Source organism: Cronobacter sakazakii (assembly GCF_000982825.1).
In the GTDB taxonomy this organism is placed as follows: domain Bacteria; phylum Pseudomonadota; class Gammaproteobacteria; order Enterobacterales; family Enterobacteriaceae; genus Cronobacter; species Cronobacter sakazakii.
In genome coordinates this window covers 765,029-781,701 of sequence record NZ_CP011047.1, presented here as the reverse complement: position 1 = coordinate 781,701, position 16,673 = coordinate 765,029, and the positions used below count along the sequence as shown (strand labels likewise).

Below are 16,673 nucleotides of genomic sequence, written 5' to 3'. Positions count from 1 at the left end.
ATGGCCGAGTCGCAACCCCTTTCTGCCGCCCCCTGCGGGGCGGAATATCTGCGCGCTGTGCTGCGCTCTCCGGTCTATGAAGTGGCGCAGGTCACGCCGCTGCAAAAGATGGAGAAGCTGTCGGCACGGTTAAATAACGTGGTGCTGGTGAAGCGCGAAGACCGTCAACCGGTGCACAGCTTTAAGCTGCGCGGCGCTTACGCCATGATGGCGAATCTCACCGGCGAGCAGAAAGCGCGTGGCGTGATTACCGCTTCTGCGGGCAACCATGCGCAGGGCGTAGCGCTTTCGGCGTCGCGTCTGGGTATTAAATCGCTCATCGTCATGCCGGTCACCACGGCGGATATCAAAGTGGATGCGGTACGCGGCTTTGGCGGCGAAGTATTACTGCATGGGGCGAATTTCGACGAGGCGAAAGCCCATGCGATTTCCCTTTCGCAGCAGCAGGGCTTTACTTATGTGCCGCCGTTCGATCACCCGGCCGTGATCGCCGGGCAGGGAACGCTGGCGCTGGAGCTGCTCCAGCAGGATGCGCATATCGATCGCGTCTTTGTGCCGGTCGGCGGTGGCGGTCTCGCGGCAGGCGTCGCGGTGTTGATCAAACAACTCATGCCGCAGATCAAAGTGATCGCCGTCGAAGCGGCTGATTCCGCCTGCCTGAAAGCGGCGCTGGAGGCTGGCCAGCCAGTTGATTTGCCGCGCGTCGGGCTTTTCGCGGAAGGCGTGGCGGTGAAACGCATCGGCGACGAGACGTTCCGTGTGTGTCAGGAGTATCTTGACGACATCATCACCGTCGATAGCGATGCTATCTGCGCGGCAATGAAGGATCTGTTTGAAGATGTCCGCGCAGTAGCGGAGCCTTCCGGCGCGCTGGCGCTGGCGGGTATGAAAAAGTATGTCGCGCAGCATGATATTCGCGGCGAGCGTCTGGCGCATGTGCTCTCCGGTGCCAACGTGAACTTCCACGGGCTGCGCTATGTCTCTGAACGTTGTGAGCTTGGGGAACAGCGCGAGGCGCTGCTGGCGGTGACGATCCCGGAGGAGAAAGGCAGCTTCCTGAAATTCTGCCAGTTACTGGGCGGACGTGCGGTCACGGAGTTTAACTACCGTTTTGCCGACGCGAAAGACGCCTGCATTTTTGTCGGTGTGCGGATCAGCCGCGGTATGGAAGAGCGGCATGAGATCATTGAGCAACTCACCCGCGACGGTTATGGCGTGGTGGATCTCTCGGATGACGAAATGGCGAAGCTGCATGTCCGCTACATGGTCGGCGGGCGCCCCTCGCGGCCGCTACGCGAGCGGCTGTATAGCTTTGAATTCCCGGAGGCGCCAGGCGCGCTGCTGCGTTTTCTGCACACGCTCGGTACGCACTGGAACATTTCGCTGTTCCACTACCGCAGCCATGGTACCGACTATGGTCGTGTGCTGGCTGCCTTTGAGCTCGGCGAGCATGAGCCGGGTTTCGAAACCCGGCTCAACGAACTCGGCTACGAATGCCACGATGAAACCGGCAACCCGGCGTTTCGGTTCTTTCTGGCAGGTTAACGGTAGCCTGGCAGGAGTTTCCAGAAGGCTTCAACAAGCGGCTCATGCAGCCGCTTTTTTTGTGCGCAAACGCCAAGCTCGAACGGCGTTTTTTCATCGCTGCGCTCAAGTATCAGCACGCGATTGCGTACCGGTTCCGGGCTATTTTCCAGTACGACTTCAGGTATCAATGCCACGCCGCAGCCCAGCGCGACCATCGATACCATCGCTTCGTGGCCAGCGACGGTGGCGTAAATAAACGGATTGCTGATTTTATGGCGGCGAAACCACAGCTCTATGCGCCGCCGCACCGGGCCCTGATCCGGCATGATAAACGGCACTTTCGTCCAGTCCGGCTCTGGTGCGGAAACCTGAGCACGTACCGGGCACGGCAGGGCTGGCGCTATCAGCACCACGCTAAGATTCTCCAGCATTGAAAACGCGACGGCCGCGGGCAGCGCTTCCGGTTTACCGGCGATAGCGATATCAGCCTCGCCAGAATTGACCTTTTCCACGGCGTCGGCAGCGTCGCCCGTTGTTAGCTTGATTTCTACCGAAGGATGCTCTGCGCGAAAGCGATCGAGAATCGGTGGCAGATGGCTATATGCCGCCGTGACCGAGCAAAACAGGTGCAGTTCGCCTGAGAGCATCGGCCCCTGCTGATCGATAGCGTGGCGCAACTGCTGGTATTGCAGCAGCGTCTGCTGCGCGAACTGGCGCAGCGCGTCGCCTGCTTCGGTCAGCGTGACGGCGCGGTTATCGCGGATAAACAGCGGCTGGCCGAGATCCTCTTCAAGCCGCTGGATCTGGCGCGACAAGGTCGAGGGGCTGACATGCATAGCCCGCGCACTACGGCCAAAATGGCGGCTTTCTGCCAGATGCAGGAACATTTTCAGATCGCGTAAATCCACAGAAGCGGCTCCTTAAAATACGTTGCATAAAACGCAATGTGACGTTGTTAATATATCAATTTCCGCAACGAATTTCCTGTCATATAGTGGTTTTACGCTGTTTCAGGACACAGGGATGAGAGCTTTCTCTGACCGGGCTCGCAACCCTGCGGCACAAGGCTCGCGAAAACGTCGCCTTCCTGTAACCTGAAATCTGTACCGTCGCTTTTGACGACGCGATAAACAAACAATAAGACACGACAACATCACGAGGTATCACCATGGCTAACTACTTCAATACTTTGAATTTGCGTCAGCAGCTGGCGCAACTGGGCAAATGCCGTTTTATGGCGCGCGATGAGTTCGCCGACGGCGCAGGCTACCTCAAAGGTAAAAAAGTAGTCATCGTGGGTTGCGGCGCGCAGGGGCTCAACCAGGGGCTGAACATGCGTGATTCCGGTCTGGATGTTTCCTATGCCCTGCGTAAAGAAGCCATTGCCGAGAAGCGCGCCTCCTGGCGCAAGGCGACGGAAAATGGTTTTCAGGTTGGCACTTATGAAGAGCTGATCCCGCAGGCCGATCTGGTCGTTAACCTGACGCCGGACAAACAGCACTCTGATGTTGTACGCGCCGTGCAGCCGCTGATGAAAGACGGCGCCGCGCTGGGTTACTCCCACGGCTTTAACATCGTTGAAGTAGGCGAGCAGATCCGTAAAGACATCACCGTCGTGATGGTAGCGCCGAAGTGTCCGGGCACCGAAGTGCGTGAAGAGTACAAACGTGGTTTCGGCGTGCCGACGCTTATCGCGGTACACCCGGAAAACGATCCGAAGGGCGAGGGCATGGCGATTGCCAAAGCGTGGGCCGCGGCCACCGGCGGTCACCGCGCAGGCGTGCTGGAGTCTTCGTTCGTGGCGGAAGTGAAATCTGACCTGATGGGCGAGCAGACCATTCTGTGCGGTATGTTGCAGGCCGGTTCTCTGCTGTGCTTCGACAAGCTGGTGGAAGAGGGCACGGACCCGGCGTATGCGGAAAAACTGATTCAGTTCGGCTGGGAAACCATCACCGAAGCGCTGAAACAGGGCGGTATAACGCTGATGATGGATCGTCTCTCCAACCCGGCGAAACTGCGCGCTTATGCGCTCTCCGAACAGCTGAAAACCATTATGGCGCCGCTGTTCCAGAAACATATGGACGACATCATCTCCGGTGAATTCTCTTCCGGCATGATGGCGGACTGGGCGAATGATGATAAGAAGCTGCTGACCTGGCGCGAAGAGACCGGCAAAACCGCGTTCGAGAATGCGCCGCAGTATGAAGGCAAAATCAGCGAGCAAGAGTATTTCGATAAAGGCGTGCTGATGATCGCGATGGTGAAAGCGGGCGTTGAGCTGGCGTTTGAAACCATGGTCGCCGCGGGCATTATTGAAGAGTCAGCCTACTATGAGTCTCTGCACGAGCTGCCGCTGATTGCCAACACCATCGCCCGTAAACGTCTGTATGAAATGAACGTGGTTATCTCTGACACCGCGGAATATGGCAACTATCTGTTTGCTAACGCAGCCGTTCCGCTGCTGAAAGAATTTATGACCAAACTGCAGCCGGGCGATCTGGGTAAAGCTGTAGAAGGCACCGCGGTGGATAACGCGCAGCTGCGCGACGTTAACGATGCCATTCGCAGCCACGAGATTGAAAAAGTGGGGCAGAAGCTGCGCGGTTATATGACCGACATGAAGCGTATCGCGGTCGCGGGTTAATCGGCATTGTTAAAAGGTGGGTGCGTTTCACTTACCCACCCTACATACGGTTAAACGTGGTTTTGTAGGGCGGGTAAGCCCTGCACACCCGCCGCAGGCATGGCCATTAAAAGGTGGGTGCGTTTCACTTACCCACCCTACATACGGTTAAACGTGGTTTTGTCAGGCGGGTAAGCCCGCGCACCTGTCGCCAGCGTTTTGATGTAGCGGCGTTAACGTAGTTTTGTAGGGCGGGTAAGCATCGCGCACCCGCCGTGACGCAAAGAGACGTTCCCTGCCATCAACACCAGAAAAAAGGCCTTCTCTTTGAGAAGGCCTTTTTATCAGTTACGGTACAGCACCTTGATAATGTGGTAGCCAAACTGCGTATGCAGCGGGCCGGTCGGCTCCAGCACCGGGCAGGAGAACACCACTTTATCGAAAGCCGGCACCATCTGGCCCTGGCGGAATTCGCCTAAATGGCCGCCTTTTTTGCCCGACGGGCAAATGGAGTGTTTCTTGGCCAGCTTTTCAAAATCGCCGCCATTTTTAATTTGCTCCAGCAGATCCAGTGCCAGTTTTTCTTCTTTAACAAGGATATGCAGTGCTGCTGCTGTTTTTGCCATGATCGTGCCTTGAGTGGGGTTGATAACGCTGGCTATACTACCACGCGTTTTTCTCCCTTCGTACTGTCGTACCTGCTGTGGGGAGCCGCTTTCTCCTCTGACTTTCACTGAGTAATTTATGCGTCTGAACCCCGCCCAACAACAAGCCGTCGAATTCGTCACTGGCCCCTGCCTGGTGCTGGCGGGCGCTGGCTCCGGTAAAACCCGCGTCATCACCAACAAAATCGCGCACCTGATTCGCGGCTGCGGCTATCAGGCGCGCCATATTGCGGCGGTCACCTTTACCAACAAGGCCGCGCGTGAAATGAAAGAGCGTGTGGCCCAGACGCTGGGGCGCAAAGAAGCACGTGGCCTGATGATTTCTACATTCCACACGCTGGGCCTGGAAATCATCAAGCGTGAGTACGCAGCGCTGGGCATGAAATCCAATTTCTCGCTGTTTGACGATACCGATCAGATGGCGCTTATCAAAGAGCTGACCGAAGGGCTGGTCGAAAACGATAAGGTGCTGTTACAGCAACTGATCTCCACGATCTCGAACTGGAAAAACGATCTGCTAAGCCCACCGCAGGCCGCTGCACGCGCCATCGGCGAACGTGAGCGCATTTTCGCGCATTGCTACAGCCTTTACGACGCCCATCTGAAAGCCTGCAATGTGCTCGATTTTGACGATCTGATCCTGCTGCCGACATTGCTGTTGCAGCGTAATGAAGAAGTGCGTGAACGCTGGCAGAATCGCATTCGTTACCTGCTGGTGGATGAATATCAGGACACCAACACCAGCCAGTATGAGCTGGTAAAACTGCTGGTGGGCAGCCGCGCGCGCTTTACGGTGGTGGGTGACGATGACCAGTCGATTTACTCCTGGCGCGGCGCTCGCCCGCAAAACCTGGTGCTGTTAAGCCAGGATTTCCCGGCGCTCCAGGTGATTAAGCTTGAACAGAATTACCGATCTTCCGGGCGCATTCTGAAAGCCGCCAACATTCTTATCGCCAATAACCCGCACGTTTTCGAGAAAAAACTCTTTTCCGAGCTGGGCTACGGCACCGAGCTGAAAGTCCTTACGGCCAATCATGAAGATCATGAGGCGGAGCGCGTTACCGGCGAGCTTATCGCGCATCACTTTATTAATAAGACCCAGTACAAGGATTACGCCATCCTGTATCGCGGCAACCATCAGTCGCGCGTATTTGAAAAGATGCTGATGCAAAACCGCATCCCGTATCGTATTTCCGGCGGTACGTCGTTCTTCTCGCGCCCGGAAATCAAAGATTTGCTGGCCTATCTGCGCGTGCTGACCAACCCGGACGACGACAGCGCCTTTCTGCGCATCGTGAACACGCCGAAACGCGAAATCGGCCCGGCGACGCTGCAAAAACTCGGCGAGTGGGCGAATCAGCGTAATAAAAGTTTGTTCACCGCCAGTTTTGATATGGGCCTTGCCCAGACGCTGACCGGGCGTGGTTACGAATCGCTGACGCGCTTCACAAGCTGGCTGCAGGAAGTGGCCGTGCTGTCTGAGCGTGAACCGGTTGCGGCGGTACGCGATCTCATTCGTGGTATCGATTACGAAGCCTGGCTGTTTGAAACTTCGCCCAGCCCGAAAGCGGCAGAGATGCGCATGAAGAACGTCAACCAGCTCTTTAGCTGGATGACGGAGATGCTCGAAGGCACCGATCTCGACGAACCGATGACGCTGACGCAGGTGGTCACGCGCTTTACGCTGCGCGACATGATGGAGCGCGGCGAAAGCGATGAAGAGCTCGACCAGGTACAGCTCATGACGCTGCACGCCTCGAAAGGGCTGGAATTCCCGTATGTGTTTCTGGTCGGTATGGAAGAGGGGTTGCTGCCGCATCAGAGCAGCATTGATGAAGACAATATCGACGAAGAGCGACGCCTCGCCTACGTGGGCATTACGCGCGCCCAGAAAGAGCTGACCTTTACGCTGTGCAAAGAGCGCCGTCAGTATGGCGAGCTGGTACGTCCCGAGCCGAGCCGCTTTCTGCTCGAACTCCCACAGGACGACTTACACTGGGAGACCGAGCGCAAAGTGGTGACGCCGCAGGAGCGGATGCAAAAAGGCCAAGCAAATGTCGCGAACATTAAAGCGATGCTGGCGAAAGCGCGCGGCGGATAAGGCGTTACCCATCGGGCTGACAGTAAAAAACCGCCCCTGGAGGCGGTTTTTTATGCACTAAACGTTACTTAACGTCGAGCTGCCAGTGTACGTAGCTCTGCCAGAGCTGTTCCTGCTCTAACATCTCCGCGCCCAGCGGGTGAACGGAAAGCCAGTCCTGCGGGAGCGATGCGGTGAGCGTGTCGTCATGCGCGGTGAGTGTAACGTCAGGCAGCATGTCGTCGCGCCGACGGCTGGCGAAGATAATCGCCAGACGCAGCAACCGGCACAGACGCTCGGCCACGCGCAGCGGGACGGCGTTTTGCTGTTGCAGCGCGGAGAGATCGACCGTACCGGTCTGGTTCAGCAAGAGCGTCGCCAGCAGCTTTTTCTGCGCGGGCGTAAAGCCCGGCAAATCCAGATTATTCACCAGGTAAGCGGCGTGCTGGGGCGCGCGTTTGAAATCGACCGCCAGGCCCACTTCATGCAGTAAGCTGGCGCTGTGCAGCAGCGCACGGCTGAGATCGTCCAGCGCCCATTCACGTTCAACGCTGACGGCAAAACGTTCCGCCAGCTGCGCCACGCGCCCGGCCTGGGCGATATCCACCATGAAACGCCGCTGAATGTTTTTCAGCGTGCGATTGCGAATATCCTGATCCACCGCAAGATGCAGCATGCCGTACACCAGCCCTTCGCGCAGCGCGCCGCCGGCAAGCGTCATACACTCGATTTCCAGCTCGCTGAAAATCGCGATAAGAATGGCGAGGCCGCTTGGGAAAACGAGTGCGCGCTCAAGCGTCAGGCCCTCGATCTCAAGCTCCTCCAGGCGACCGCAGTGGATAGCGCGCGCCTTGAGCTGCTGAAGTTTCGCAAGCGTAATGCGCTCGTCCATTCCCTGCGCCATCATGATTTCCTGCAGCGCCTGTACGGTGCCGGAGGCCCCGACGCAGATCTTCCAGCCCTGACCGCGCAGCTGCGCGATAACCGGTTGCAGAATGTCGCGGGCGGCCTGTTCGGCGCTGGCGAAATGCTCCTGCGTGAGACTGCGGTCGGTAAAGAAGCGCTCAAGAAAGGTCACGCAGCCCATTGGCAGGCTGAAGAGCGAGGTCGCGCGCGCGCCGGTGCCGGTGACAAGCTCTGTACTGGCACCGCCGATATCGACAACGAGACGCCTGTCAGCGCCGCCGGTGGTGTGCGCCACACCCTGATAGATCAGGCGGGCTTCTTCTTCACCGGCAATCACCTGGACCGGGCAGCCGAGGATCTCCTGGGCGCGGGCGACAAACACATCGGCATTAGTGGCAAGGCGCAGCGTCGCGGTGGCGACCACGCGGATTTGCGACGGGGGAATATCCTGAAGCCGTTCAGCAAACAGACGCAGACATTGCCAGCCGCGCTCCATGGCGTCCGCCGAGAGCGCATTGTCGGCACCGAGGCCCGCCGCGAGGCGGACCTTGCGTTTCACACGCGTGAGCGTCTGAATGCTCCCGGCCACCTCACGTACCACCAGCATATGAAAGCTGTTCGAACCGAGGTCGATTGCCGCATACAGTGAGGAGGTGCCGGGCATAGCGTTTATCCTGTACGACGACGGTTACGCGGCGCGCCGGAACGACGCGGGCCATTGCCGGTACGCGGACGCGACAGGCGCTTCGGCGGCGGCAGTTCGCTTAACAGCGCATCCGGGTTGTATTTACTCACCGGAATGGAGTGGCCGATATAGGTTTCAATCGCCGGGAGATTCAGCGCGTACTCTTCACAGGCAAGGCTGATGGAGTGGCCGCTGGCACCCGCACGACCGGTACGGCCGATGCGATGCACATAGTCTTCGCAGTCGTCCGGCAGGTCGTAGTTGAAGACGTGCGTGACGGCAGGAATATGCAGGCCGCGCGCCGCGACGTCCGTTGCGACCAGGATATCGAGATCGCCGCGGGTGAATTCATCCAGAATACGCAGGCGTTTTTTCTGCGCCACATCGCCAGTCAACAGGCCGACGCGATGACCGTCTGCCGCCAGATGGCCCCAGATGTCTTCACAGCGGTGTTTGGTATTCGCGAAAATAATGGCGCGATCCGGCCACTCTTCTTCGATAAGCGTCTGGAGCAGGCGCATTTTCTCTTCGTTAGACGGATAGAAAAGCTCTTCTTTAATACGGTGGCCCGTTTTCTGCTCCGGCTCGACTTCGACATATTCTGCGTTGTTCATCTGCTCAAACGCCAGTTCGCGCACGCGGTAAGAAAGCGTGGCGGAGAAGAGCATATTGAGACGCTCTGTGGCAGCCGGCATACGGCGGAACAGCCAGCGGATGTCTTTGATGAAGCCCAGATCGTACATGCGATCGGCTTCGTCGAGCACCACGACCTGAATAGCGCCCAGGTTCACGTGGTTTTGTTTGGTGTAATCGATAAGACGGCCGGTGGTGCCGATCAGAATATCGACGCCGCTTTCCAGCACTTTCAGTTGTTTGTCGTAGCCGTCGCCGCCGTAGGCGAGACCAAGCTTAATGCCGGTGGCTTCAGCCAGCGGCTCTGCGTCGGAGTGAATCTGCACCGCCAGTTCGCGGGTCGGCGCCATAATCAGGGCGCGCGGTTGATTCACCTGGCGATTTTCCGCCGCAGGGTGAGAGAGTAAATAGTGAAACGTTGACGTTAAAAACGCCATCGTTTTGCCGGTACCGGTTTGCGCCTGCCCTGCAACGTCACGGCCCGCGAGCGTTAACGGGAGTGCCAGAGCCTGGATAGGGGTGCAGTTATAAAACCCTTTCTTCTCAAGGGCTTGAACTACAACAGGGTGCAGGGCGAAGTCGGAAAACTTCTGTTCAGTCAAGTGTGTTTTGCTCATAGTGTGGTAGAATATCAGCTAACTATTGCTTTACGAAAGCGTATCCGGTGAAATAAAGTCAACCTTATGTTGGTTAATGCTACACCAACATGACAGGCCTAATCTTTGGAGTAAAACATGAGCGATAAAATTATTCACCTGACTGACGACAGTTTCGACACGGATGTACTTAAAGCGGACGGGTTGACGCTGGTTGATTTCTGGGCAGAATGGTGTGGTCCGTGCAAGATGATCGCCCCTATCCTTGATGAAATCGCTGATGAATATCAGGGCAAACTGACGGTTGCCAAGCTGAACATCGACCAGAACCCGGGCACCGCGCCGAAATACGGCATCCGTGGTATCCCGACTCTGCTGCTGTTCAAGAACGGTGAAGTAGCGGCGACCAAAGTCGGTGCGCTGTCTAAAGGCCAACTGAAAGAGTTCCTCGACGCCAACCTGGCGTAATGGTTCCCCGCCGGGGCGATCACGGTTCCTAAATATTCAGGACCGCTGGACGCCCGGCTTCAGTCATGCTAACTTAATTTTTGACTTCAATTTAAACTTACCTTTTAGTTTGAATCTTGTAATACCCGACGCTTCCCGCCCGTGACAATGTCAATACCGAGACCGGTAGGCGAGAAGAGCATTAATTCCGGGACTTATCGCTCATTCCGTCTTGTCGTTTCAGTTCTGCGTTCCTTACCTGCAACCAGGCAACGAACAGACATGAGATGAAGCCCGTTAACAGGCATGGATGACCCTGCCATACCATTCACAACATTACGTTCGAGATTTACCCCGAGTTTAAGAACCCACCACTATGAATCTTACCGAATTAAAGAATACGCCGGTTTCTGAGCTGATTACTCTCGGCGAAAATATGGGACTGGAAAACCTGGCCCGCATGCGCAAACAGGATATTATTTTCGCCATCCTGAAGCAGCACGCGAAGAGTGGCGAAGATATCTTTGGCGACGGTGTGCTGGAGATATTGCAGGATGGCTTTGGCTTCCTCCGTTCTGCAGACAGCTCCTACCTCGCCGGTCCCGACGACATCTACGTTTCTCCCAGCCAAATCCGCCGTTTCAACCTCCGCACAGGGGATACCATCTCCGGTAAGATTCGTCCGCCGAAAGAAGGCGAGCGCTACTTCGCGCTGTTGAAAGTGAACGAAGTTAACTTCGATAAACCGGAAAACGCACGTAATAAGATCCTGTTCGAAAACTTAACGCCGCTGCACGCCAACTCGCGTCTGCGTATGGAGCGCGGCAACGGGTCGACTGAAGATTTGACCGCACGTGTCCTGGATCTGGCATCGCCTATTGGCCGCGGTCAGCGTGGTCTCATCGTGGCACCGCCGAAAGCCGGTAAAACCATGCTGCTGCAGAACATCGCGCAGAGCATCGCCTATAACCACCCGGACTGCGTGCTGATGGTACTGCTTATCGACGAACGTCCGGAAGAAGTGACCGAGATGCAGCGTCTGGTAAAAGGCGAAGTGGTTGCGTCCACGTTCGACGAACCGGCTTCCCGCCACGTTCAGGTTGCCGAGATGGTGATCGAGAAGGCCAAGCGCCTGGTTGAGCATAAAAAAGACGTTATCATTCTGCTCGACTCCATCACCCGTCTGGCGCGCGCTTACAACACCGTTGTGCCGGCCTCCGGTAAAGTGCTGACCGGTGGTGTAGACGCCAACGCCCTGCATCGTCCGAAACGTTTCTTCGGCGCGGCGCGTAACGTGGAAGAGGGCGGCAGCCTGACCATTATTGCGACTGCTCTGATTGATACCGGCTCTAAAATGGATGAAGTTATCTATGAAGAGTTTAAAGGCACCGGTAACATGGAACTGCATCTCTCCCGTAAGATCGCGGAAAAACGCGTCTTCCCGGCTATCGATTACAACCGTTCCGGTACCCGTAAAGAAGAGCTGCTGACGACGCAGGAAGAACTGCAGAAAATGTGGATCCTGCGTAAAATCATTCACCCAATGGGTGAGATTGATGCGATGGAATTCCTCATCAATAAACTGGCGATGACCAAAACTAACGACGAATTCTTCGATATGATGAAACGTTCGTAGTTAGCGGAAACTCGGGGAACGCCACGTCACGACGTGGCGTTTTTCTTTGTTGCTCTATACGATAGGCAACGGGCGTGATCTTTACGCGATTTTCAGTAGAGGCGCGTCAGTTTTTATCTGGCCTGAGCTATGTTTATCTTACTGAATAATAATTAGTCTGTTCAGGGATGAGGGGCGGAGGAGTGCTTAGAAAGCCCGACTGCCGCAGTTATACTTCCTCCGGACTTAACGTTTGCAGAGAGCGCACACTGTGAATTTAGTTACCGTTGGTACTGAGCTACTCAGTATTTTTTTATTCACATTTGTTTTTCTTTTTTTCGCACGAAAGATCGGCAAAAGAGTGGGTCTGGTTGATAAACCCAACTTCCGTAAGCGCCATCAGGGGCTTATCCCGCTCGTGGGCGGCATCTCCGTCTACGCAGGCATCTGCTTTACCTTTTTCATCGCGGACTACTACATCCCTCATGCAGCGTTATATCTCGCCAGCGCCGGGGTGCTGGTGTTTGTCGGCGCGCTGGATGACCGTTATGACATTAGCGTAAAAATTCGCGCCGTGATCCAGGCCGTTATCGGCGTGGTCATGATGACAGTGGGCGGGCTCTACCTGCGAAGTCTCGGGTACATTTTCGGCTCGTGGGAGATGGTGCTGGGGCCGTTTGGGTATTTCCTCACGCTGTTCGCCGTCTGGGCGGCGATTAACGCCTTCAACATGGTCGACGGTATCGATGGCCTGCTGGGCGGCCTGTCGTGCGTCTCTTTCGCGGCCATCGGGATGATCCTGTGGTTTGACGGGCAGACCAGCCTGTCGATGTGGTGCTTTGCCATGATAGCCGCCATTCTCCCTTACATCCTGCTAAACCTCGGCGCGTTTGGGCGGCGTTATAAAGTCTTTATGGGCGATGCGGGCAGTACGCTCATCGGGTTTACGGTTATCTGGATCCTGCTGGAAACCACCCAGGGGAAAACGCATCCGATTAGCCCGGTGACTGCGCTCTGGATCATCGCGATTCCGCTGATGGACATGATAGCCATCATGTACCGTCGTCTGCGTAAAGGCATGAGCCCGTTCTCACCGGACCGCCAGCACATTCATCATCTGATCATGCGCGCCGGTTTTACTTCTCGCCAGGCGTTTGTCCTTATTACGCTCGCCGCCGCGCTGCTGGCCGGTATTGGCGTGGCGTCAGAATACGCGGCCCATATTATCCCTGAGTGGGTAATGTTGGCATTATTCTTGCTAGCATTTTTCTTCTACGGCTACTGTATCAAACGGGCATGGAAAGTGGCGCGCTTCATCAAACGCGTTAAGCGTCGTATCAAGCGCGGAAGCAACAAGCCCACCGCTAATTAAAGAAAAACGGGGACGTGATGAATCAAAAAGTGCCGGGCACTCCGCCAGGAGTGGCAGATAATGAACTGGATATTCGTGGTCTGTTCCGAACGCTGTGGGCAGGGAAATTCTGGATAGTCGGCATGGCCGTGCTGTTTGCGCTGGTCGCGCTCACTTACACATTCTTCGCGCGCCAGGAGTGGAGCGCGATGGCCATCACCGACAGACCCACCGTCAATATGCTGGGCGGCTACTATTCGCAGCAGCAGTTCCTGCGTAATCTGGATGCGAAAGCCAACCTGACGCCGGTGGACCAGCCTTCGGTGATGGACGACGCCTATAAAGAATTCATCATGCAACTCTCCGCCTGGGATACCCGCCGCGATTTCTGGTCGCAGACGGACTATTACAAGCAGCGCCGGGTCGGCAACAGCAAAGCCGACGCCGCGCTGCTGGATGAGTTTATCGACAACATCCAGTTCACCGCAGGCGACGTCACCCGTAATCAAAACGATAACATTCGACTGATTGCCGAAACCGCGCCGGATGCCAACAACCTGTTGCGTCAGTACATCGCGTTCGCCAGCCAGCGTGCCGCCAGCCATCTTAATGATGAGCTGAAAGGTGCCTGGGCGGCGCGTACGGTGCAGATGAAAGCGCAGGTGAAACGTCAGGAGGCCGTCGCGAAATCGATTTTCGATCGCCGCGTGCATAACGTTCAGCAGGCGTTACAGGTGGCGGAACAACACAATATTTCTCGCAGCGAAACGGATGTTCCCGCAGATGAGCTGCCGGATTCTGAACTGTTTATGCTGGGTCGCCCGCTGTTGCAGGCGCGTCTGGAAAACCTCCAGGCGGTAGGACCGACCTATGACATCGACTACGACCAGAACCGGGCGATGCTGGCGACGCTGAACGTCGGGCCGACGCTGGATCCGCGCTTTCAGACCTATCGCTATCTGCGCACACCGGAAGAGCCGGTTAAACGCGACAGCCCACGTCGCGCGTTTCTGATGATCATGTGGGGAGCTGTTGGGGCGTTGACTGGCGCTGGCGTGGCTCTGGTCCGCCGCCGTCGCACCGCATAAGCACGCGTCCTGAATGAAGGCGCGCGTCGCCTTCATCGCCAACTGAAGAGAATCGTTGTGAGAGTACTAACCGTTTTTGGCACGCGACCAGAAGCCATCAAAATGGCACCGCTGGTTCATGCGCTGGCACAGGATCCCGCGTTCGACACCCGGGTTTGCGTCACCGCTCAGCACAGGCAGATGCTGGATCAGGTGCTGCATCTTTTTTCCATTGTGCCGGATTACGATCTGAACATCATGAAGCCTGGACAGGGGCTTACCGAGATCACCTGTCGCATTCTGGAAGGGCTGAAACCGATTCTGACCGAATTTCGTCCGGATGTCGTTCTGGTGCATGGCGATACGACAACCACCATCGCGACCAGCCTGGCCGCGTTTTATCAGCGTATTCCCGTCGGTCACGTTGAAGCGGGGCTGCGTACGGGCGATCTCTATTCGCCGTGGCCGGAGGAGGCCAACCGTACGCTCACCGGTCATCTGGCGATGTACCACTTCGCCCCGACCGAACTGTCGCGCCAGAATCTGCTGCGCGAGAACATTCCGGACGCGCGGATTTTTGTCACCGGCAATACCGTTATCGATGCGCTAATCGCTGTGCGCGATCGCGTGATGGCGGATGAACCGCTGCGCCTGCGCCTCGAAACGCAGTACCCGTTCCTCGATGGCGACAAGAAAATGATCCTGGTAACGGGCCATCGCCGCGAAAGTTTCGGCGAAGGATTCGAGCAGATTTGCCGCGCGCTGGCGGATATCGCCGCGCAAAACCGCGATGTCCAGATTGTCTATCCCGTACATCTCAACCCCAACGTCACCGAGCCGGTCAACCGTATCCTGGGCCACATCGACAACATAGTGCTGATTGAGCCGCAGGAGTACCTGCCGTTTGTCTGGCTGATGAACCACGCCTGGCTGATCCTGACCGACTCCGGCGGCATTCAGGAAGAGGCACCGTCGCTTGGCAAACCAGTACTGGTAATGCGAGAAACCACCGAGCGCCCGGAAGCGGTCGAGGCGGGCACGGTGCGTCTGGTGGGCACGGACACGCAGCGTATCGTCGCCGAAGTGACGCGACTGCTGCACGACGAGGCGGCGTACCAGGCCATGAGCCACGCCCATAACCCTTATGGCGACGGGCAGGCATGCGAACGGATATTACATGCACTTAAAAATAATCGGGTATCACTATGAGTTTTAATACCATTTCGGTGATTGGTCTGGGTTATATCGGTTTACCCACCGCGGCGGCATTCGCGTCGCGTGAAAAACAGGTCATCGGCATCGACATTAATCAGCACGCGGTCGATACCATTAACCGGGGTGAAATTCATATTGTCGAGCCAGAGCTCGATAAGGTTGTCAAAACCGCCGTGGAAGGCGGTTTCCTGCGCGCCAGCACAACACCCGTTGAAGCGGACGCGTATCTCATCGCCGTTCCCACGCCGTTCAAAGGCGATCACGAGCCGGATATGGCCTACGTGCAGGCGGCGGCGGAATCTGTCGCGCCGGTGCTGCGTAAAGGCGCGCTGGTGATTCTGGAATCCACGTCGCCCGTCGGCGCGACCGAACAGATGGCGCAATGGCTTGCGGCGCTGCGTCCGGATCTCAGCTTCCCGCAGCAGGCGGGCGAGGCGGCGGATATCAATATCGCCTACTGTCCGGAGCGCGTGCTGCCGGGCCAGGTAATGGTTGAACTGATTAAAAACGACCGCGTGATTGGTGGGATGACGCCGGTCTGCTCGGCGCGCGCCAGCGAACTCTACAAAATCTTCCTGGAAGGTGAGTGTGTAGTCACTAACTCCCGCACCGCCGAGATGTGCAAGCTCACCGAGAACAGCTTCCGCGATGTGAATATTGCGTTCGCCAACGAGCTGTCGCTGATTTGTGCCGATCAGGGCATTAACGTCTGGGAGCTGATTCGCCTCGCGAACCGCCATCCGCGCGTAAATATCCTGCAACCAGGGCCGGGCGTGGGCGGCCACTGCATCGCCGTCGACCCGTGGTTTATCGTGGCGCAGAACCCGCAGCAGGCGCGTCTCATCCGTACCGCGCGTGAAGTGAACGACCACAAACCGCACTGGGTGATTCAGCAGGTAAAAAGCACGCTGGCGGACTGCCTCGCTGCGACCAACCGCCGCGCCAGCGAAGTGAAAATCGCCTGCTTTGGCCTGGCGTTTAAACCGAATATCGATGATTTACGCGAAAGCCCGGCGATGGAAATCGCTGAACTTATCGCCGACTGGCACAGCGGTGAAACGCTGGTCGTCGAGCCCAACATCCATACGCTGCCGACACGCCTTGAAGGCAAGTGCAAACTGAGCGCGCTTGATGACGCGCTGGCGCAGGCCGACGTGCTGGTGATGCTGGTAGATCATCAGCAGTTCAAAGCGATTGACGGCTCGACGCTCAATCACACTTGGGTCGTCGACACCAAAGGCGTCTGGCGGTGAACCCTTTGCT

The 16,673-nt window shown here is 56.8% G+C and carries 13 protein-coding genes; 9 read left to right on the top strand and 4 right to left on the bottom strand.

Going from position 1 to position 16,673, the window contains the following annotated elements; genetic code table 11:
• Positions 1-1,545: a threonine ammonia-lyase, biosynthetic gene (gene ilvA, locus CSK29544_RS03665; protein WP_029039579.1), complete on the top strand. Its 1,545-nt coding sequence runs from the start codon at positions 1-3 to the stop codon at positions 1,543-1,545.
• Here the strand turns inward: ilvA and ilvY are convergent.
• Entirely contained in the window at positions 1,542-2,435 is an 894-nt protein-coding gene (ilvY, locus tag CSK29544_RS03660) for an HTH-type transcriptional activator IlvY (protein ID WP_029039578.1), read from the bottom strand. The two genes, ilvA and ilvY, sit on opposite strands and share 4 nt — an antisense overlap.
• Positions 2,436-2,695: 260 nt before the next feature.
• On the opposite strand from ilvY, the gene ilvC reads away from it, so the two are divergent.
• Positions 2,696-4,171, top strand: coding sequence for a ketol-acid reductoisomerase (gene ilvC / locus CSK29544_RS03655; RefSeq protein WP_004387272.1), 1,476 nt, complete (start codon positions 2,696-2,698; stop codon positions 4,169-4,171).
• A gap of 323 nt (positions 4,172-4,494) precedes the next feature.
• On the opposite strand, the gene ppiC is transcribed toward ilvC, so the two are convergent.
• A complete protein-coding gene (ppiC, locus tag CSK29544_RS03650) occupies positions 4,495-4,776 on the bottom strand; it encodes a peptidylprolyl isomerase PpiC (protein ID WP_001140255.1) in 282 nt (93 codons plus the stop codon).
• A gap of 118 nt (positions 4,777-4,894) precedes the next feature.
• Here ppiC and rep point away from each other — a divergent pair, with 118 nt between their 5' ends.
• Positions 4,895-6,916, top strand: coding sequence for a DNA helicase Rep (gene rep, locus CSK29544_RS03645; protein ID WP_007892210.1), 2,022 nt, complete (start codon positions 4,895-4,897; stop codon positions 6,914-6,916).
• Positions 6,917-6,980: 64 nt separating this feature from the next.
• Here the strand turns inward: rep and gppA are convergent, their stop codons facing one another.
• Together gppA and rhlB are read right to left on the bottom strand one after the other, a co-directional pair.
• Positions 6,981-8,465 carry a guanosine-5'-triphosphate,3'-diphosphate diphosphatase gene (gene gppA / locus CSK29544_RS03640; protein ID WP_007892208.1) on the bottom strand — a complete coding sequence of 495 codons (1,485 nt, stop codon included), beginning with the start codon at positions 8,463-8,465 and terminating at the stop codon, positions 6,981-6,983.
• 5 nt (positions 8,466-8,470) lie between these two features.
• Positions 8,471-9,736 (bottom strand): ATP-dependent RNA helicase RhlB, encoded by a 1,266-nt coding sequence (gene rhlB / locus CSK29544_RS03635; protein ID WP_007872554.1) that lies wholly within the window; start codon positions 9,734-9,736, stop codon positions 8,471-8,473.
• A 117-nt stretch (positions 9,737-9,853) separates the two neighbouring features.
• Here rhlB and trxA point away from each other — a divergent pair, with 117 nt between their 5' ends.
• The 6 genes from trxA to wecC all read left to right on the top strand — a co-directional run bounded on the left by trxA (position 9,854) and on the right by wecC (position 16,663).
• A complete protein-coding gene (gene trxA, locus CSK29544_RS03630) occupies positions 9,854-10,183 on the top strand; it encodes a thioredoxin TrxA (protein WP_004386384.1) in 330 nt (109 codons plus the stop codon).
• Between the two features lie 355 nt (positions 10,184-10,538).
• Complete coding sequence (gene rho, locus CSK29544_RS03625; protein ID WP_004386383.1) at positions 10,539-11,798, top strand: transcription termination factor Rho; 1,260 nt, start codon at positions 10,539-10,541, stop codon at positions 11,796-11,798.
• Between the two features lie 250 nt (positions 11,799-12,048).
• Complete coding sequence (gene wecA, locus CSK29544_RS03620; protein ID WP_012126056.1) at positions 12,049-13,149, top strand: UDP-N-acetylglucosamine--undecaprenyl-phosphate N-acetylglucosaminephosphotransferase; 1,101 nt, start codon at positions 12,049-12,051, stop codon at positions 13,147-13,149.
• Positions 13,150-13,166: 17 nt separating this feature from the next.
• Positions 13,167-14,216 (top strand): ECA polysaccharide chain length modulation protein, encoded by a 1,050-nt coding sequence (gene wzzE / locus CSK29544_RS03615; protein ID WP_004386381.1) that lies wholly within the window; start codon positions 13,167-13,169, stop codon positions 14,214-14,216.
• Between the two features lie 57 nt (positions 14,217-14,273).
• Positions 14,274-15,404 (top strand): non-hydrolyzing UDP-N-acetylglucosamine 2-epimerase, encoded by a 1,131-nt coding sequence (gene wecB / locus CSK29544_RS03610; RefSeq protein ID WP_004386380.1) that lies wholly within the window; start codon positions 14,274-14,276, stop codon positions 15,402-15,404.
• Positions 15,401-16,663 carry a UDP-N-acetyl-D-mannosamine dehydrogenase gene (gene wecC, locus CSK29544_RS03605; RefSeq protein WP_004386379.1) on the top strand — a complete coding sequence of 421 codons (1,263 nt, stop codon included), beginning with the start codon at positions 15,401-15,403 and terminating at the stop codon, positions 16,661-16,663. The genes wecB and wecC overlap by 4 nt, the downstream gene beginning before the upstream one ends.
• Positions 16,664-16,673: the final 10 nt, after the last annotated feature.